The 18,831-nt window shown below is 60.3% G+C and carries 18 protein-coding genes; 7 read left to right on the top strand and 11 right to left on the bottom strand.

What is annotated here, in order from left to right; all coding sequences use genetic code 11:
* Positions 1-69: 69 nt before the first annotated feature.
* From rng to mreB, 5 genes are all read right to left on the bottom strand, one after another.
* The gene (gene rng, locus FFS64_RS16165) at positions 70-1,527 is read right to left on the bottom strand and encodes a ribonuclease G (RefSeq protein ID WP_095193921.1); all 1,458 of its coding nucleotides are present in this window, start codon (positions 1,525-1,527) and stop codon (positions 70-72) included.
* A gap of 57 nt (positions 1,528-1,584) precedes the next feature.
* Positions 1,585-2,181 carry a nucleoside triphosphate pyrophosphatase gene (locus FFS64_RS16160; protein ID WP_137806211.1) on the bottom strand — a complete coding sequence of 199 codons (597 nt, stop codon included), beginning with the start codon at positions 2,179-2,181 and terminating at the stop codon, positions 1,585-1,587.
* Between the two features lie 43 nt (positions 2,182-2,224).
* Positions 2,225-2,716, bottom strand: a complete 492-nt coding sequence (gene mreD, locus FFS64_RS16155) for a rod shape-determining protein MreD (RefSeq protein WP_095193923.1) — start codon at positions 2,714-2,716, stop codon at positions 2,225-2,227.
* Entirely contained in the window at positions 2,716-3,828 is a 1,113-nt protein-coding gene (gene mreC / locus FFS64_RS16150) for a rod shape-determining protein MreC (protein ID WP_137806210.1), read from the bottom strand. The genes mreD and mreC overlap by 1 nt, the downstream gene beginning before the upstream one ends.
* Before the next feature lie 143 nt (positions 3,829-3,971).
* On the bottom strand, positions 3,972-5,009 hold the full coding sequence (mreB, locus tag FFS64_RS16145; protein WP_002555108.1) for a rod shape-determining protein MreB: 1,038 nt from the start codon (positions 5,007-5,009) through the stop codon (positions 3,972-3,974).
* 211 nt (positions 5,010-5,220) lie between these two features.
* On the opposite strand from mreB, the gene gatC reads away from it, so the two are divergent.
* The 6 genes from gatC to FFS64_RS16115 all read left to right on the top strand — a co-directional run bounded on the left by gatC (position 5,221) and on the right by FFS64_RS16115 (position 10,442).
* Positions 5,221-5,508: an Asp-tRNA(Asn)/Glu-tRNA(Gln) amidotransferase subunit GatC gene (gene gatC / locus FFS64_RS16140; RefSeq protein WP_007976465.1), complete on the top strand. Its 288-nt coding sequence runs from the start codon at positions 5,221-5,223 to the stop codon at positions 5,506-5,508.
* 16 nt (positions 5,509-5,524) lie between these two features.
* Positions 5,525-6,976, top strand: a complete 1,452-nt coding sequence (gene gatA / locus FFS64_RS16135) for an Asp-tRNA(Asn)/Glu-tRNA(Gln) amidotransferase subunit GatA (RefSeq protein WP_137806209.1) — start codon at positions 5,525-5,527, stop codon at positions 6,974-6,976.
* A 10-nt stretch (positions 6,977-6,986) separates the two neighbouring features.
* Complete coding sequence (gatB, locus tag FFS64_RS16130) at positions 6,987-8,432, top strand: Asp-tRNA(Asn)/Glu-tRNA(Gln) amidotransferase subunit GatB (protein ID WP_137806208.1); 1,446 nt, start codon at positions 6,987-6,989, stop codon at positions 8,430-8,432.
* A 149-nt stretch (positions 8,433-8,581) separates the two neighbouring features.
* Positions 8,582-8,953: a septal ring lytic transglycosylase RlpA family protein gene (locus FFS64_RS16125; protein WP_095193927.1), complete on the top strand. Its 372-nt coding sequence runs from the start codon at positions 8,582-8,584 to the stop codon at positions 8,951-8,953.
* A 50-nt stretch (positions 8,954-9,003) separates the two neighbouring features.
* Positions 9,004-10,065 (top strand): calcium/sodium antiporter, encoded by a 1,062-nt coding sequence (locus FFS64_RS16120; RefSeq protein WP_137806207.1) that lies wholly within the window; start codon positions 9,004-9,006, stop codon positions 10,063-10,065.
* Positions 10,062-10,442, top strand: a complete 381-nt coding sequence (locus FFS64_RS16115) for a carboxymuconolactone decarboxylase family protein (RefSeq protein WP_137806206.1) — start codon at positions 10,062-10,064, stop codon at positions 10,440-10,442. The genes FFS64_RS16120 and FFS64_RS16115 overlap by 4 nt, the downstream gene beginning before the upstream one ends.
* A 129-nt stretch (positions 10,443-10,571) precedes the next feature.
* Here the strand turns inward: FFS64_RS16115 and FFS64_RS16110 are convergent, their stop codons facing one another.
* From FFS64_RS16110 to kdgD, 5 genes are all read right to left on the bottom strand, one after another.
* Positions 10,572-11,513 (bottom strand): AEC family transporter, encoded by a 942-nt coding sequence (locus FFS64_RS16110; RefSeq protein ID WP_137806205.1) that lies wholly within the window; start codon positions 11,511-11,513, stop codon positions 10,572-10,574.
* A 158-nt stretch (positions 11,514-11,671) separates the two neighbouring features.
* Positions 11,672-13,225 (bottom strand): galactarate dehydratase, encoded by a 1,554-nt coding sequence (gene garD / locus FFS64_RS16105; protein ID WP_095193931.1) that lies wholly within the window; start codon positions 13,223-13,225, stop codon positions 11,672-11,674.
* 11 nt (positions 13,226-13,236) lie between these two features.
* Entirely contained in the window at positions 13,237-14,601 is a 1,365-nt protein-coding gene (locus FFS64_RS16100) for an MFS transporter (protein WP_137806204.1), read from the bottom strand.
* Positions 14,602-14,701: 100 nt separating this feature from the next.
* Positions 14,702-16,141 carry an aldehyde dehydrogenase family protein gene (locus tag FFS64_RS16095; RefSeq protein WP_137806203.1) on the bottom strand — a complete coding sequence of 480 codons (1,440 nt, stop codon included), beginning with the start codon at positions 16,139-16,141 and terminating at the stop codon, positions 14,702-14,704.
* Between the two features lie 74 nt (positions 16,142-16,215).
* Positions 16,216-17,127, bottom strand: coding sequence for a 5-dehydro-4-deoxyglucarate dehydratase (gene kdgD, locus FFS64_RS16090; protein WP_137806202.1), 912 nt, complete (start codon positions 17,125-17,127; stop codon positions 16,216-16,218).
* Positions 17,128-17,615: 488 nt separating this feature from the next.
* On the opposite strand from kdgD, the gene FFS64_RS16085 reads away from it, so the two are divergent.
* Positions 17,616-17,945: a hypothetical protein gene (locus FFS64_RS16085; protein WP_137806201.1), complete on the top strand. Its 330-nt coding sequence runs from the start codon at positions 17,616-17,618 to the stop codon at positions 17,943-17,945.
* Between the two features lie 18 nt (positions 17,946-17,963).
* Here FFS64_RS16085 and FFS64_RS16080 read toward each other — a convergent pair whose 3' ends face one another.
* A complete protein-coding gene (locus tag FFS64_RS16080) occupies positions 17,964-18,713 on the bottom strand; it encodes a FadR/GntR family transcriptional regulator (RefSeq protein WP_177498734.1) in 750 nt (249 codons plus the stop codon).
* Between the last annotated feature and the right edge of the window lie 118 nt (positions 18,714-18,831).

Below are 18,831 nucleotides of genomic sequence, written 5' to 3'. Positions count from 1 at the left end.
TGGCTCCCATGGCAAAAGTTCTGCGAAAAGCTGAGGCCAGCCGTTGAGAAAAAATCAGGACGTAGCGATTCAGAGCAGCACCACGTCGTATTGTTCCTGGGAATACATGGTTTCCACCTGGAACCGAATGGTGCGTCCGATGAACCCTTCAAGCTCGGCGACGTTGCCCGACTCTTCATCGAGCAGGCGATCGACAACTTTCTGGTTCGCCAATACACGATAGCCTTCCGCCTGATAGGCGCGAGCCTCGCGGAGAATTTCACGGAAGATTTCGTAGCAAACGGTTTCCGGGGTCTTCAACTTGCCGCGGCCCTGGCAACTGGTGCACGGTTCGCACAACACTTGCTCGAGGCTTTCGCGGGTGCGCTTGCGCGTCATCTGTACCAGGCCCAACTCGGTGATGCCGATGATGTTGGTCTTGGCGTGATCGCGCTCCAACTGTTTCTCCAGCGTGCGCAGCACCTGGCGCTGATGTTCTTCATCTTCCATGTCGATGAAGTCGATGATGATGATCCCGCCCAGGTTGCGCAGTCGCAGTTGGCGAGCGATGGCGGTGGCGGCTTCGAGGTTGGTCTTGAAGATGGTTTCTTCAAGGTTGCGATGACCGACGAACGCCCCGGTGTTGACGTCAATGGTACTCATGGCTTCCGCCGGGTCCACCACCAAGTAACCACCGGACTTGAGCGGGACTTTGCGTTCCAGGGCTTTCTGGATTTCGTCTTCGACGCCGTACAGGTCGAAAATCGGCCGCTCGCCGGGGTAGTGTTCCAGACGATCGGCGATCTCCGGCATCAGTTCGGCGACGAATTGCGTGGTTTTCTGGAAGGTTTCTCGCGAGTCGATGCGAATCTTCTCGATTTTCGGGCTCACCAGATCACGCAGGGTGCGCAGCGCCAGACCGAGATCCTCATAGATCACGCTTGGCGCGCTGATGGTCAAAATCTGGGCATTGATCTGATCCCAGAGCCTGCGCAGGTAGCGGATGTCCATGAGAATTTCGTCGGCCCCGGCACCTTCGGCCGCCGTACGCAGGATAAAACCGCCGGCTTCCTTGATGCCCTCCTTGGCGACACAATCGCTGACCACTTGCTTGAGGCGCTCGCGCTCGGCTTCGTCTTCGATCTTCAGCGAAATGCCGACATGCGCGGTGCGCGGCATGTACACCAGATAGCGCGACGGGATCGACAACTGGGTAGTCAACCGCGCCCCTTTGGAGCCGATCGGGTCTTTGGTGACTTGCACTACCAGGCTCTGGCCTTCATGCACCAATGCACTGATGCTCTCTACCGCCGGACCTTCGCGCAGGGAAATCTCCGAAGCATGAATGAACGCGGCACGATCCAGACCGATATCGACAAATGCCGCCTGCATGCCCGGCAATACCCGCACGACTTTGCCTTTATAGATGTTGCCGACGATCCCGCGCTTTTGCGTACGCTCGACATGGACCTCTTGCAGGACACCGTTTTCGACCACCGCCACGCGTGATTCCATCGGCGTGATGTTGATCAGAATCTCTTCACTCATGGCAGGATCTCGTTCAGGCATGTTCACGATAATGGCCGCATCTGGTCAGTACGACGCTTAACGCGCGTTATGGGTTTGCCAACAGGGTATGCCGAAATGGCCGAGCAGTTCCGCGGTTTCGCACAGCGGCAGTCCAACCACCGCCGAGTAACTTCCATCGAGCCCGGCGACAAACACCGCACCCAATCCTTGAATTCCATAACCACCTGCCTTGTCCTGCGGCTCGCCGCTCGCCCAGTAGGCCACCGCCTCGTCGCTGTCAATGGGCCGAAAACGCACCACACTGCGCACCACACGCGACTCGCAACGCTCCCCCTCGAGCAACGCAATCGCCGTCAGGACTTCATGTTCATTCCCGGACAACATCTTCAGCATGGCGCAAGCGTCAGCTTCATCAACCGGTTTGCCGAGAATTTTGCCGTCGAGCACAACAGCAGTATCGGCGCCCAACACGCAGAACGGCGCATCGGACACCACCGAATCGCGCCCGGCCGCAGCCTTGCCGCGCGCAAGACGCTCGACATAGGCCGAAGGCGATTCATGAGTCAGAGGGGTTTCATCGATGTCCGCACTGATGGCGGTGAAAGACACGCCGATCTGCGTGAGCAACTCACGCCGACGCGGTGAGCCAGAGGCAAGATACAGCCGTTTCATCAAGACATCTCCCTGTCAAATTGGAGGCAAATGCCTGACCGAATTAATTGATTTTGTAGCGTCGACGCAAACCGCGCAAAGCGAAGCTGATCCACGGCCAGAGCAATGCGCTGACCAGCGCCGGCAACACCAGCGCCAGCGTTGGCTGACGATTACCGGTCAGCGCGCTGAGCCATAGTTGGACAAGCTGCGCGAGACCGAAGATCACCAGGATCACCAGGCTCTGCTGCCACATCGGGAACATCCGCAGGCGTTGTTGCAGTGCCAGCACCAGGTAGGTGATGAGTGTCAGGATCAAAGCGTTCTGGCCCAGCAGCGTGCCATACAGCACGTCTTCCGCCAGGCCCAGGCACCACGCGGTGACCATCCCGATTTTCTGCGGCAGGGCCAACGCCCAGAACGCCAGCAGCAAGGCCAGCCAAAGCGGGCGAAGGATTTCCATGAATTGCGGCAGCGGCGAAACGCTGAGCAGCATGCCGATGGCGAACGTCAGCCAGACCATCCAGCCGTTTCGTGAAGCTTTGACACCGACCATTATTCTCGTCCCCCAGTGGTAGCCGGCGCGGAGACAGGCGGTTTGGCAGCAGGCTTCACGGCAGCGGGTTGAGCCGCCGGAGGCTTGGCAGCGGCGGGATGGGTGGCGACAGGCTTGGCCGGAGTGGCGGCAGCAGGAGCCGTTGCCGGGGCTACCGGTGCTGCTGGCGCCGCGACGGCGGCCGGAACAATGGCAGGTTTCGGCACGGTCGCCGGAATAATCGGTCCACCGCCCTGAGCATCCAGAGACTCCTGTGCCTGCGCCGCATCATTGGCACGCTCTTCAGCTGTACGATTGTCACTGAACACCAGCAACAAATAACGGCTGCGATTGAGGGCTGCGGTCGGCACCGCGCGGACAATGGCGAACGGCTGGCCGGAGTCGTGGATCACTTCCTTGACCGTGGCCACCGGGTAACCCGCAGGGAAACGCTGCCCCAGGCCGGAGCTGACCAGCAAGTCGCCTTCCTTGATGTCAGCGGTATCCGCCACGTGACGCAGTTCGAGGCGTTCCGGGTTGCCGGTGCCGCTGGCGATCGCCCGCAGGCCGTTGCGATTGACCTGCACTGGAATGCTGTGGGTGGAATCGGTCAGCAGCAGGACGCGGGAGGTATAGGGCATCAACTCGACCACCTGGCCCATCAGGCCGCGGGCATCGAGTACCGGCTGACCGAGGACCACACCGTCACGCTCACCCTTGTTGATGATGATGCGGTGGGTGAACGGGTTGGGGTCCATGCCGATCAATTCGGCCACTTCGACCTTTTCGTTGACCAATGCCGAGGAGTTGAGCAACTCGCGCAGCCGAACGTTCTGCTCGGTCAGGGAGGCAAGCTTTTGCATGCGCCCCTGCAACAGCAGGTTTTCGCTCTTGAGCTTTTCGTTTTCGGCGACGAGCTCGGTCCGGCTGCCAAACTGGCTGGCCACACCCTGCCATAGCCGCTGCGGCAGGTCGGTGATCCAGTAAGACTGCATCAGCACCAGCGACATCTGGCTACGCACTGGCTTGAGCAGTGTGAAGCGGGCATCGAACACCATCAGCGCGACCGAAAGCACGACCAGCACCAACAAGCGCACGCCCAGTGAGGGACCCTTGGTGAAAAGCGGTTTAATAAGCCGCTCCTCCCAGGCAAATATTCTCTTTATTCATACGGCATCAAACCGGCCTGGATGCAGACTGACAGAAGATAAACGCGAACAGGCAGCACTGCAAAGTGCCGCCTGCGCGCTCAACAGCATGAAGGCAATCCGGCGACTTATTCGCTGGAGAGCAGATCCATGGTGTGTTTATCCATCATTTCCAATGCACGGCCACCGCCGCGAGCTACGCAGGTCAACGGGTCTTCGGCGACGATCACCGGCAGGCCGGTTTCCTGGGCCAGCAACTTGTCGAGGTCACGCAGCAAGGCGCCACCACCGGTCAGTACCAGGCCACGCTCGGCGATGTCGGACGCCAGTTCCGGCGGCGATTGCTCCAGGGCGCTTTTCACGGCCTGAACGATGGTCGCCAGGGACTCTTGCAGAGCTTCCAGCACTTCGTTGGAGTTCAGGGTGAATGCGCGTGGAACGCCTTCAGCCAGGTTACGGCCACGCACGTCGACTTCACGCACTTCACCGCCCGGGTAGGCCGTGCCGATTTCCTGTTTGATGCGCTCGGCGGTGGACTCGCCGATCAGGCTGCCGTAGTTGCGACGCACGTAGGTGATGATCGCTTCGTCGAAGCGGTCGCCGCCAACCCGTACGGATTCAGCGTAAACCACACCGTTCAGGGAGATCAGCGCGATTTCGGTGGTACCGCCACCGATATCGACCACCATCGAACCGCGCGCTTCTTCAACCGGCAGGCCGGCACCGATCGCAGCGGCCATTGGCTCTTCGATCAGGAATACTTCACGGGCACCGGCACCGAGGGCCGATTCACGGATGGCGCGACGCTCAACCTGGGTGGATTTGCAAGGAACGCAGATCAGCACGCGAGGACTAGGCTGCAGGAAGCTGTTTTCATGAACCTTGTTGATGAAGTACTGCAGCATCTTTTCGCAGACGCTGAAGTCGGCGATCACGCCGTCTTTCATCGGACGAATGGCAGCAATGTTGCCCGGCGTACGGCCCAGCATGCGCTTGGCTTCGGTGCCGACAGCAACGACACTTTTCTGGTTACCGTGTGTCCGAATGGCCACAACCGATGGCTCATTCAGGACGATACCGCGCTCGCGCACGTAAATAAGGGTGTTGGCAGTGCCCAGGTCAATGGAAAGATCGCTGGAAAACATGCCACGCAGTTTCTTGAACATGGGAAAGGGACCCTAGGCAACGCGTGGGTAAAAAAGTGCGGCAAACTCTAACAACGACAGGGATTTTGGGCAAGGCGCCAATATGTTAAATTGGCCGCTTTTCTGTGCACCAAGCCCCACAATCGCGGCCTTATGACCGTAGAAGTGCGGTAGTGTTCCGACAATCTAACACACGGACGCCGTCCGTTTTGTTTTCCACTGGAGAATCCCAATGGCGCTTGAACGCTCCGACGTGGAAAAAATCGCTCATCTGGCCTGCCTTGGCCTCAATGATGCCGATCTTCCACACATCACTTCGGCCCTCAACAGCATTCTCGGGCTGGTCGACGAAATGCAGGCGGTCAATACCGACGGTATCGAGCCGCTGGCCCACCCACTGGAAGCCAGCCAGCGCCTGCGTGCAGACGTCGTGACCGAGACCAATAACCGCGAGGCCTACCAGTCCATCGCACCAGCGGTCGAAAACGGCCTGTATCTGGTTCCGAAAGTCATCGACTAAAGGGAAAGAGCCTGCAATGCATCAATTGACTCTGGCCGAGATCGCCCGCGGACTCGCCGATAAAAAGTTTTCCTCCGAAGAGCTGACCAAAGTCCTGCTGGCGCGCATCGCACAGCTCGATCCGCAGCTCAACAGTTTCATCAGCCTCACCGAAGACCTGGCGCTGCAGCAGGCGAAAGCCGCCGACGCACGCCGCGCCAACGGTGAGAGCGGCGCCCTGCTCGGCGCGCCGATCGCCCACAAAGATCTGTTCTGCACCCAGGGCATCCGCACCAGCTGCGGCTCGAAGATGCTCGACAACTTCAAGGCTCCGTACGACGCCACCGTCGTCGCCAAGCTGGCCGCTGCCGGGGCCGTGACCCTGGGCAAGACCAACATGGACGAATTCGCCATGGGTTCGGCCAACGAGTCGAGCTACTACGGCGCGGTGAAAAACCCGTGGAACCTGGAACACGTGCCGGGCGGTTCGTCCGGTGGTTCGGCCGCCGCGGTGGCCGCTCGCCTGTTACCTGCGGCCACCGGCACCGATACCGGCGGTTCGATCCGTCAGCCAGCGGCGCTGACCAACCTTACCGGCCTGAAACCGACGTACGGTCGCGTATCGCGCTGGGGCATGATCGCTTACGCCTCCAGCCTCGATCAGGGCGGCCCGTTGGCACGCACCGCCGAAGACTGCGCAATATTGTTGCAAGGTATGGCCGGCTTCGATCCGAACGACTCCACCAGCATCGACGAACCCGTGCCGGACTACAGCGCCAGCTTGAACGGTTCGCTGCAAGGCCTGCGTATCGGTGTACCGAAGGAGTACTTCAGCGCCGGTCTCGACCCGCGCATTGCCGATCTGGTCATGGCTAGCGTCGAAGCGTTGAAAAAGCTCGGCGCCGTGGTCAAGGAAATCAGCCTGCCGAACATGCAGCACGCCATTCCTGCGTACTACGTGATCGCTCCGGCCGAAGCCTCTTCCAACCTGTCGCGCTTCGACGGCGTGCGTTTCGGCTACCGTTGCGCAGACCCGAAAAACCTCGAGGACCTGTACAAGCGTTCCCGTGGCGAAGGCTTCGGGCCTGAAGTGCAGCGCCGGATCATGGTCGGTGCCTATGCACTGTCCGCCGGTTACTACGACGCCTACTACCTGAAGGCGCAGAAGATTCGTCGCTTGATCAAGAACGACTTCATGGCTGCCTTCAATGAGGTCGACATCATCCTCGGCCCAACCACGCCGAACCCGGCCTGGAAGCTAGGCGCCAAGAACAGCGACCCGGTCGCTGCGTACCTGGAAGACGTTTACACCATTACCGCCAACCTCGCGGGTCTGCCGGGCTTGTCCATGCCAGCAGGCTTTGTCGATGGTCTGCCGGTCGGCGTGCAACTGCTCGCCCCGTACTTCCAGGAAGGCCGCTTGCTCAACGTTGCGCACCAGTATCAGTTGAACACTGACTGGCACACCCGCACCCCAACCGGCTTCTGAGGAGACACACATGCAATGGGAAGTCGTGATCGGGCTGGAGATTCACACCCAGCTCACCACCCGGTCGAAAATCTTTTCCGGTAGTTCCACTACTTTCGGTTCCGAGCCGAACACTCAGGCCAGCCTGATCGACCTCGGCATGCCTGGCGTATTGCCAGTACTGAACCAGGAAGCGGTGCGCATGGCGGTGATGTTCGGTCTAGCGATTGACGCCGAGATCGGCCAGCACAACGTGTTCGCCCGTAAAAACTACTTCTATCCAGACCTGCCCAAGGGCTACCAGATCAGCCAGATGGAATTGCCGATCGTCGGCAAGGGCCATCTGAACATCGCCCTGGAAGACGGCACGGTCAAACGTGTCGGCATCACCCGCGCGCACCTTGAAGAAGACGCCGGCAAGAGCCTGCACGAAGAGTTCAGCGGCGCCAGTGGCATCGACCTGAACCGTGCCGGCACGCCGCTGCTGGAAATCGTCTCCGAGCCGGACATGCGCAGTGCCAAGGAAGCCGTGGCCTACGTCAAGGCGATCCACGCCCTGGTGCGTTACCTGGGCATCTGCGACGGCAACATGGCCGAAGGTTCGCTGCGTTGCGACTGCAACGTGTCGATCCGTCCGAAAGGTCAGGTCGAGTTCGGTACCCGCTGCGAGATCAAGAACGTCAACTCGTTCCGCTTCATCGAGAAAGCGATCAACAGCGAAATCCAGCGTCAGATCGAATTGATCGAAGACGGCGGCAAGGTGATCCAGCAGACTCGCCTGTACGACCCGAACAAGGACGAAACCCGTCCAATGCGCAGCAAGGAGGAAGCCAACGACTACCGTTACTTCCCCGATCCGGACCTGTTGCCGGTGGTCATCGAAAACGCGTTCCTCGATGACGTGCGTGCCACCCTGCCTGAGTTGCCACCGCAAAAACGCGAGCGTTTCCAGGAGCAGTTCGGTCTGTCTGTCTACGACGCCAGTGTCCTGGCCACCAGCCGCGAGCAAGCCGACTACTTCGAGAAAGTCGCGAGCATCGGCGGCGACGCCAAGCTGGCGGCGAACTGGGTGATGGTTGAACTGGGCAGCCTGCTCAACAAGCAAGGCCTGGATATCGAACAGTCGCCGGTTTCGGCCGAGCAACTGGGCGGCATGCTGCTGCGCATCAAGGACAACACCATCTCCGGCAAGATCGCCAAGGTTGTGTTCGAAGCCATGGCCAATGGCGAAGGCAGCGCGGACGAGATCATCGACAAGCGCGGCCTCAAGCAAGTGACCGACACCGGCGCAATCTCGGCGGTGCTGGACGAAATGCTCGCGGCCAACGCCGAGCAGGTTGAACAGTACCGCGCGGCAGACGAAGCCAAACGCGGCAAGATGTTCGGCTTCTTCGTCGGCCAGGCCATGAAAGCCTCCAAAGGCAAGGCCAACCCGCAACAGGTCAACGAACTGCTCAAAAGCAAGCTCGAAGGCTGACCGGAATGGAGCCAGCATTCAAACCTGGCTCCATTTTACTGTGGGAGCGAGTCTGCTCGCGAATGGGGTTTGGCACTCAATACAAAGTTGACTGTCAGATTGGCATTCGCGAGCAGGCTCGCTCCCACTTTTGTTTCGGGAAAACTTCTATGAAGCGTCTATTTGGACTTTGCGCCCTGCTCTCTCTGCTCGCCGGTTGCGCCAGCACCGACACCGTCGATCCACACGGCTACGACAAAACCGGTGTGGCCTCGTACTACGGTGCCAAACACCAGGGCAAACGCACCGCCAGCGGCGAGCGTTTCGACAAGAATTCAATGACCGCCGCCCACCGCCAGCTACCCTTCGGCACGCGGGTGAAGGTCACCAATCTGAAAAATGACAGATCCTGCATAGTGCGCATCAACGATCGCGGGCCACATACCCGCGGGCGCCTGATAGACCTGTCCCATGAAGCCGCCGAACGCCTGGGTATGCTCAAGAGCGGCACCGCACGGGTTCGCGTGCAAGCCCTCGACTGAACCACGGAGCCCCGACCATTTTCGGACTAGCCGATTTACCCCTGATCAGCGTGATCGAATTGCTCAGCGGGCTGGTGCTATTGATCGCCGGTGCCGAACTGATGGTGCGTGGGGCGGTGCGCCTGGCCGCGCGCCTGCATGTGCGACCGCTGATCATCGGCCTGACCATTGTTGCCCTCGGCAGCAGTGCACCGCAGATGGCCGTGAGCCTGCAAGCGACCCTGGCGCATAACGCCGACATCGCCGTCGGCAGTGTGATCGGCAGCAGCATTTTCAACATCCTCGTCACCCTCGGGTTGTCGGCGCTGATCATCCCGTTGCGGGTATCACGGCAACTGGTGCGCCTGGATATTCCGCTGATGATCGGCGCCAGCCTGCTGGTGTTCGTGCTGGCTTGGAACGAAGAACTAACCCGCGCCGACGGTGTGATGCTGCTGGCGGCACTGGTGCTGTACCTGGGTTTGCTGCTGCGCCAGTCGCGGCACTCGGCTCGCCCGCACTCGATCAGTTCCGAAGGCACCCAGACGCCGTGGATCAGCAGCCTGCTGATGATCGTCAGCGGCCTGGCGATGCTGGTGTACGCCGGACATTTGCTGCTGGGCGCGGCGGTATCGGTGGCCACCGACCTCGGGCTGTCGGAGCGGATCATCGGCCTGACCATCGTCGCTGTCAGCACGTCGCTGCCGGAACTCGCCACCTCGTTGATCGCCGCATTGCGCGGTGAACGGGAGATCGCCGTGGGCAACGTGATCGGCAGCAACCTGTTCAACCTCCTGGGTGTGCTGGGCCTGACCGCATTGATTGCGCCTGCGCCGCTGTCGGTGTCGCCCAACGCGCTGGATTTCGACCTGCCGGTGATGCTCGGCGTCGCCGTGCTGTGCCTGCCGATGTTCTATTCCGGCTACCGCGTGACCCGCGTCGAGGGCCTGCTGTTTTTGGGCTTGTACCTGGCTTACGGGCTGCACGTGGTGTCGTTCACCACCGGCATGCCGCTGGCGGGCAAGCTTGAACACCTGATGCTGTTTTTCGTCCTGCCGGCGCTGGTGGCGTTCTTGCTGTTCACGTCGCTGCGCGCCTGGCGCCGCCAACATCACAAGAGGGAGTTGCCATGACCGAAAATAAAAAAACCGGCGTTGAAGTACGTCGCCAAGTGATGGGCGACGCCTTCGTCGACCGCGCGCTGGGCAACGCCACGGAATTCACCCAGCCGCTGCAGGACTTCGTCAACGAACACGCCTGGGGCGGTGTGTGGAACCGTGAAGGCTTGCCATTGAAAACCCGCAGCCTGATTACCCTCGCCGCGCTGACCGCGCTGAAGTGCCCGCAAGAGTTGAAAGGTCATGTGCGTGGTGCGTTGAACAACGGTTGCACGGTAGATGAGATCCGTGAAGCGCTGCTGCATTGCGCGGTGTATGCCGGCGTGCCGGCGGCGATCGATGCGTTTCGGGCGGCGCAGGAAGTGATCGACACGTATCAGAAGCCGGCTTAAATATCCGAAAGTAGCGGCGACAGGTCCGACGCCTTCGCGAGCAAGCCCGCTCCCACACTTGGAATGCATTCCCCAGTGGGAGCGGGCTTGCTCGCGAAGAGGCCATAAAGAACACCGCAAGACTTCGAGTTAAATCCACCCACCCCACTGCAACAAAAAGATCCCGATGTTGGTGGTGACCGCCGCCATCAGCGTGGTGATAACGATGATCGCCGCCGCCAGCTCATGATTACCATCCGCCGCCCGGGCCATGACGAAACTGGCGGCCGCGGTCGGGCTGCCGAAGTACAGAAACAGAATCCCCAGCTCCGCCCCACGAAACCCCCAGAGCCACGCGCCCAAAGTCGCCAGTATGGGCAGGCCAAGCATTTTCACCAGGCTTGAACTGAGCGCCATTGAACCGCTTTTACGCATCGCCGCGAGCGACAGCGTGCCGCCGATGCAGATCAGCGCCAGTGGCAAGGTGGTTTGCGCCAGATACTGGCCTGAGGTTTCCAGCCACCCCGGCAGGCTGATCTTGAAGTAGGCAAAGGGCGCCGCCGCGATCACGCTGATGATCAGCGGGTTGCTGACCACGCTTTTGCAGATGCTCCACGGATCGGACTTGATCACCGGGCTGTACACCGCCAGCACGATGGTCGACAGCGTGTTGTAGAACAGAATCACCAGCGCCGCGAGAATCGCCCCGAGGGAAATCCCGTAGTCACCGTACATGCTTGCCGCCAGCGCCAGTCCGATCACCCCGTTGTTGCCGCGAAAGGCGCCCTGGGTGTAGATCCCACGGTCTTCACGCGGACATTTGAGAATCGCCCAGCCCCAGGCAATGGCAAAACACGCCAGGGTCGCGAGGGAGAAATAGATCAGCAGCGCCGGTTTCAGCGCGGCGTGCAGGTCGGCATGCAGGATGCCCAGAAACAGCAACGCCGGCATGGTGACGTTGAACACCAGGGCCGACGCAGTGTGGATGAAGTTATCGTTGATCCAGTCGATGCGCTTGAGCAACACCCCCAGAAACAGCATGGCGAACACCGGTGCGGTGATGTTCAGGGTTTCGAGGAAAATTGCCAGCATGCCGGAGAAGACCTTGAGGTGGGCGTCGTTATGGGGCTAATGATAAGCCACCGAAGACATCGGCGTCTGGTCGATCGCTATCGCTGGCAAGCCAGCTCCCACAAGGATTGCGCTGAACCTGTGGGAGCTGGCTTGCCAGCGATGCAGGCGATGCGGTCTCAGGTAATCGGCGCCGGATTGAACAAGGTGATGTCATTGTGCAGTTTGTGTCGCTCCGCCCAGGTCTGCTTCTTGCCGCTGGCCACGTCCAGGTAGTAGTGGAACAACTCCCAGCCGAGGTCTTCGATTGAAGCACGTCCAGTGGCGATGCGCCCGGCGTCGATATCGATCAGGTCCGGCCAGCGTTGCGCCAGTTCGGTCCGGGTCGACACTTTCACCACCGGCGCCATGGCCAGCCCGTAAGGCGTGCCACGACCGGTGGTGAACACGTGCAGGTTCATCCCCGCCGCCAGCTGCAACGTCCCGCAGACAAAGTCGCTGGCCGGGGTCGCGCAGAAGATCAGGCCTTTTTCCTTGAACCGCTCGCCAGGGCCAAGCACGCCGCTGATCGCGCTGCTGCCGGACTTGACGATCGAGCCCAGGGACTTCTCGACAATGTTCGACAAGCCGCCCTTCTTGTTACCCGGCGTGGTATTGGCGCTGCGGTCCGCTTCGCCCTTGGCCAGGTAACGGTCGTACCAGTCCATTTCCCGCACCAGTTCCTGCGCGACTTCCTTGGTTTGTGCCCGGGAAGTCAGCAGGTAGATCGCGTCGCGCACTTCGGTCACTTCGGAGAACATCACCGTCGCACCGGCGCGCAGCAACAAGTCAGAGGCATAGCCCAGCGCAGGGTTGGCGGTGATTCCGGAAAACGCATCGCTGCCGCCGCACTGCATGCCCAGGATCAGCTCGGACGCCGGCACGGTTTCCCGACGGCGTTGATCGAGCTTCTTCAGACGCACTTCAGCCAGCTCCATGATCTGCTCGATCATCTCGGTAAAACCGTGACTGGAATCCTGCAAGCGATACAGCCATGGCTCGCTCAGATCCACCGAGCTGTCGTCCTCGTGCATCACCTGCCCGGCCTGCAATTTCTCGCAGCCCAGGCTGATCACCAACGCCTCGCCCCCCAGGTTCGGGTTGCGCGCGAGATTGCGCACGGTGCGAATCGGGATGTACGCGTCGGTGGCAGTGATCGCCACGCCACAGCCGTAACTGTGGGTCAACGCCACCACGTCGTCGACGTGCGGGTACTTGGGCAACAGCTCATCCTTGATGCGCTTGACCGCGTGATCCAGCACGCCGGTCACGCATTGCACCGTGGTGGTAATACCAAGAATGTTGCGCGTGCCGACGGTGCCGTCGGCATTGCGATAACCCTCGAAGGTGAAGCCTTCCAGCGGTGCTTGCGCGGCCGGCACCTCGGTGGACAGCGGCAGGCTGTCCAGCGGTGGAGCGGTCGGCATGCGCAGTTGATCTTCCTTGACCCAGCTGCCGCGTGGAATCGGCTGCAACGCGTAGCCAATGGTCTGGCCGTAACGAATCACCTGACCACCCTCGGGAATGTCTTCGAGGGTGACCTTGTGACTCTGCGGCACGAAATCCACGGTGACCAGCCCATCGGCGAACGCAGTACCGGCCGGTACGCCCTGGTCGTTGACCACGATCACTACGTTATCCCGCTCGTGCAGGCGGATGTAGCGCGGCGAGTCGGAATGTTCAATCAACTGCATGACGCCGCTCCTCAGGAATGCGCTTGAGACAATTTGTTGTTGGTTTCAGGACCGCTGACCGGTGGCTCCTTGAGTACCACGCGTTTGATCGGACCTACGATGACCAGATAGCTGAACACCGCGACCAGTGCGTTGCAACCGACGAACACCAGTGCCCATTTGAACGAACCGGTGGAGCTGATGATGTAGCCGATGACAATCGGCGTGGTGATCGACGCCAGGTTGCCGAAGGTGTTGAACAGGCCACCGCTCAGACCGGCGATCTGCTTCGGCGAGGTGTCGGAAACCACGGCCCAGCCCAGTGCGCCCACGCCTTTGCCGAAGAACGCCAGAGCCATGAAGCCAACGACCATCCATTCAACGTCCACATAGTTGCAAGCCACGATGCTGCTCGAAACCAGCAGGCCGGCAATGATCGGCGCCTTGCGGGCGAAGGTCAGGGAATGGCCCTTGCGCAGCAGGTAATCGGAAATCACCCCGCCGAGCACCCCACCGATAAAGCCGCAGATCGCCGGCAACGAGGCAATGAAACCGGCCTTGAGGATGGTCATGCCACGCTCTTGCACCAGGTACACCGGGAACCAGGTCAGGAAGAAGTAAGTGATGCCGTTGATGCAGTACTGGCCCAGATACACGCCCAGCATCATGCGGTTGGTCAGCAACTGGCGGATGTAGTCCCACTTCGGACCGTCGGATTTTTTGCCCCTGGCCTGATCCATGTCGACCATGCCGCCGTTATCGGCGATGTGCTTGAACTCGGCGTCATTGATCATCGGGTGTTCGCGCGGACCGTAGATCACCTTCAGCCAGATCAGCGAGAAGACGATGCCGAGGATACCCATGACGATGAACACGTGCTTCCAGCCGAAGGCATAGACGATCCAGCCCATCAGCGGTGCGAACAACACAGTGGCGAAGTATTGCGCCGAGTTGAAGATCGCCGAGGCGGTGCCGCGTTCAGCGGTAGGAAACCAGGCTGCGACAATGCGGGCGTTGCCGGGGAAGGACGGCGCTTCGGCCAGGCCCACCAGGAAGCGCAGCATGAAAAGCGCCACCACTGCCGTGGACATGCCGAACTCACCGACAAAGCCTTGCAGCACGGTGAACAGCGACCAGGTGAAAATGCTCAGTGCATAGATTTTTTTCGAACCGAAACGGTCCAGCAACCAGCCGCCGGGAATTTGCCCGGCCACGTAGGCCCAACCGAATGCGGAGAAGATATAGCCGAGGGTGACCGCGTCAATGCCGAGGTCTTTTTGCAGGCTGGAGCCGGCGATTGCGATGGTAGCCCGGTCGGCATAGTTGATCGTGGTCACCAGAAACAGCATGAGCAGGATCAAATAGCGGACGCGAGTCGGCTTCTGGGTCGATTGCATGTAGAAGTACTCCCACTGATTATTTTTATGCGGGTAAAACATTCTTTAGTCTTGTGCCGCGCCAGGCCTCAGGCAAAGGCCTCGCGCGGGTTCAGCGGGGTTACGATCCGATGTAGGCAGTTTTTACGACCGTGTAAAACTCTTGCGCATAGCGGCCTTGCTCACGTGATCCATAGGATGAACCTTTACGCCCACCGAACGGAACGTGGTAATCCACGCCGGCAGTCGGCAGGTTGACCATCACCATCCCGGCCTGGGAGTGGCGCTTGAAGTGGTTGGCGTACTTCAGCGAAGTCGTGGCGATGCCCGCCGACAGACCGAACTCGGTGTCGTTGGCCATGGCCAGCGCAGCGTCGTAATCGGCCACGCGGACGATGTTGGCCACCGGACCGAAGATCTCTTCGCGACTGATACGCATCGACGCTTCGCTGTCGGCAAACAGGGTCGGGGCAAGGAAGTAACCCTCGGTGTCGCAAGTCACCAGACCACCGCCGCTGACCAGACGCGCGCCTTCGGACTGGCCGATGTCGATGTATTTCATGTCCTGTTCAAGCTGCGCCTGGGAAACCACCGGACCGATGTCGGTGCCAGCCTTCAACGCATGGCCGACCTTGATCGACTTCATGCGCTCGGCCATGGCTTCGACGAACTTGTCGTGAATCCCGGCGGTGACGATCAGGCGGCTGGAGGCCGTGCAACGCTGGCCGGTGGAGTAGAACGCACTCTGCACGGACAGCTCGACCGCTTGCTTGAGGTCGGCGTCGTCAAGAATGATCTGCGGGTTCTTGCCGCCCATTTCCAGCTGGACTTTTGCCTGACGCGATACGCAGCTGACAGCGATCTGACGACCGACACCCACCGAGCCGGTGAAGCTGATGCCGTCGACTTTCGGGCTGTTGACCAGCGCTTCGCCCACCACGCGACCGCTGCCCATCACCAGGTTGAACACACCGGCCGGGAAGCCTGCACGGGAGATGATTTCCGCCAGCGCCCAAGCGCAACCCGGCACCAGGTCCGCAGGCTTGAGTACTACGCAATTGCCGTAGGCCAGGGCCGGAGCGATTTTCCACGACGGGATGGCGATCGGGAAGTTCCACGGCGTGATCAAGCCGACCACGCCCAGGGCTTCGCGAGTGACTTCAACGTTGACGCCCGGACGCACCGACGGCACGTAGTCGCCGGACAGGCGCAGGCATTCACCGGCGAAGAACTTGAAGATGTTGCCAGCGCGGGTCACTTCGCCGATGGCTTCAGGCAGGGTCTTACCCTCTTCCCGGGCCAGCAGGGTGCCGAGTTCTTCGCGACGAGCGAGGATTTCGGTGCCGACTTTATCCAGGGAGTCGTGACGCGCCTGAATACCGGACGTGGACCACGCAGGGAACGCGGCACGGGCGGCGTCGATGGCGGCGTTGACCTGGGCCAGGTCAGCCTTGGCGTAGTCGCCGATGTTGTCGCTCAATTCGGATGGGTTGATGTTGGCCGAGTAATCGGCACCGGCGACCCATTCACCGTTGATGTAGTTGTCGTAGCGCTTTGTCACTGGACGGCCCTCGAAACGAAAAGCTTCACGCAAAAGGCCGCTGAATACTCAGCGGCCTCGTTTAATCGGTTGTGTTACTGCGCACCTTGCTTGTCGATCAGCGCGGCGAGCATTTCGTACTCTTCGCCGGTCAGGTCGGTCAGCGGTGCACGCACAGGACCTGCGTCATAGCCGGCAATTTTTGCCCCGGCCTTGACGATGCTCACAGCGTAACCGGCCTTGCGGTTACGAATATCCAGGTACGGCAGGAAGAAGTCGTCGATGATCTTGCCGACGGTGGCGTGATCTTCGCGGGCAATGGCGTGGTAGAAGTACATCGCGGTTTTCGGGATGAAGTTGAACACCGCCGAGGAGTAGACCGGCACGCCCAGCGCCTTGTAAGCCGCGGCGTAGACTTCAGCGGTCGGCAAACCACCCAGGTAACTGAAGCGATCACCGAGGCGGCGACGGATCGACACCATCAACTCGATATCGCCCAGGCCATCCTTGTAGCCGATCAGGTTCGGGCAGCGCTCGGCCAGACGTTCCAGCAGCGGTGCGGTCAGGCGGCAAACGTTACGGTTGTATACCACCACGCCGATGTTGACCGATTTGCACACGGCTTCAACGTGGGCGGCCACGCCATCCTGGCTGGCTTCTGTCAGGTAGTGCGGCAGCAGTAACAGACCTTTGGCGCCCAGACGCTCGGCTTCCTGAGCGTACTCGATGGCCTGACGGGTCGAACCACCGACACCGGCCAGAATCGGCACGCTGGTAGCGCAAGTGTCGACGGCAGTCTTGATGATTTCCGAGTATTCACTGGCCGCCAGGGAGAAGAACTCACCGGTGCCGCCCGCGGCGAACAGAGCCGAGGCGCCGTATGGGGCCAGCCATTCCAGACGCTTGATGTAGCCAGCGCGGTTGAAATCGCCCTGGGCATTGAAATCGGTGACCGGGAAAGACAGCAGACCGGAAGAAAGGATGGACTTCAGTTCTTGTGGATTCATTATTCGAACACCCTGGGTTGCGACGTTGTGTGAGAAGACCGTTCAGCTCTGCGCTGAGGTTGTAGGTCATCGTACAACTTAAAATACAACCGTCAACTGCATTTCATCGACCACGGCAAATTAATGATGCAAAAGCCAGAGGGAGGTGCCGGATTGGCGAGTGGGGGTGGGTTGCAGCACTGCGTGCTGCTCAAGGACTATCAGACGAGCAATTCGGCCAACAATCTGGAGTCACCGACGGTAACGTGAACTCGTCGCCCGAAGGCTTCTGCGCCCAGTCTTGCAGCGTGAAACTGGCAGAAAACTTGGAAAGCCTGACTCTCGCAAGCGACTGAAGCCGCTCGGCAGCCGCCTGTCGCAACTATCATTTCTGATAGTAGAAACGGGATTTGCGTCGACATAGAGTTCAGCTTGATCGGGTCACGACCGGATCAAGCCCGAGACTGAACCTCAGGTTTCAACAATTATCGAAAGAAGGAAATTTCATCATGACAGCGCAACAGAAAACTCATTCAGCACCTGATTTGTATTCCCGCATTAATCAGCCGCTGAACGGTACGCTTTCCATTTCGGCCAACTCGAATGGCATTGAAGTGAGAATGAATACTGCGACCTTCCCAGTGGGCAAGGACGTCTTTGTGGAATGGACCACTGGGCCGAACTCCAACTGGAGTAAGAAAGAATCCACCAATGGATCGATACTTACGTCCATCCTTGACTACGCTGTCTACAAAACTCAGGAAGGCAAGACGGCGCACGTTACTTACACCGTAGACAGCGTTACATCTGAACCGGCTACTGTGCAAGTGGTCGCCTAGACCTTATACGATCACCCACTACCCCCGCTGCCGCTCAGCCTCTTCATGGGCATGACGCAACCGCTCACGGCTGTTGGTCAGGTGCAGGCGCATCGCCGCGCGGGCGGCGTCGGAGTCCTGGCGGGCGATGGCATCGTAGATTTCTTCGTGCTCGCGGCTCAGGCGATTCATGTAGTGCTGCTGATCGTCATGGGCCAGTCGCGCGGAGTTGAGGCGAGTGCGCGGGATGATACTGGTGCCCAGGTGGGTCATGATGTCAGTGAAGTAGCGGTTGCCGGTGGCCAGCGCAATCTGCAGGTGGAACTGGAAGTCCGAAGCCACGGCATCGCTGGCGTGGGAAACACTTTCATTCAACGCATCCAGCGCGGCGCGCATCAACGCCAACTGCTCGGGGCTGCGACGCTGCGCGGCCAGGCCGGCGGACTCCACTTCCAGGCTGATGCGCAGTTCCAGAATGGCCAGCACGTCACGCAAGGTGACCACGGTGGCCGGGTCGATGCGGAAACCGCTCGGGCTCGGCGTGTCGAGTACGAAGGTGCCGATGCCGTGGCGGGTTTCCACCTGCCCCGCCGCCTGCAAACGGGAAATCGCTTCGCGCACTACCGTGCGGCTGACGCCATGGGCATCCATGATCGCCGACTCGGTGGGCAACTTGTCACCCCGCTTGAGGTGACCGTCGCGGATCTGCTCGGACAGCACCGTCACCAGTTCCTGAGCGAGGCTGCGGCGCTTGCGAGGGAGGCGTGGTGCGTCGTTCGGGTTTTCCATGGTGAACATCTGTCTCGAAAAATTCGGCTGAAACCGCATCATAGCTCAACGCGGTTGTACGATCACCGTCGAGGTGAATACTGCCTCTCTATGGGAGGGGAGCGAGCCTGCTCGCTCC

Origin of the sequence: Pseudomonas sp. G(2018), assembly GCF_005502415.1 — a bacterium.
In the GTDB taxonomy this organism is placed as follows: domain Bacteria; phylum Pseudomonadota; class Gammaproteobacteria; order Pseudomonadales; family Pseudomonadaceae; genus Aquipseudomonas.
This window is presented reverse-complemented; position numbering and strand designations above follow the sequence as displayed.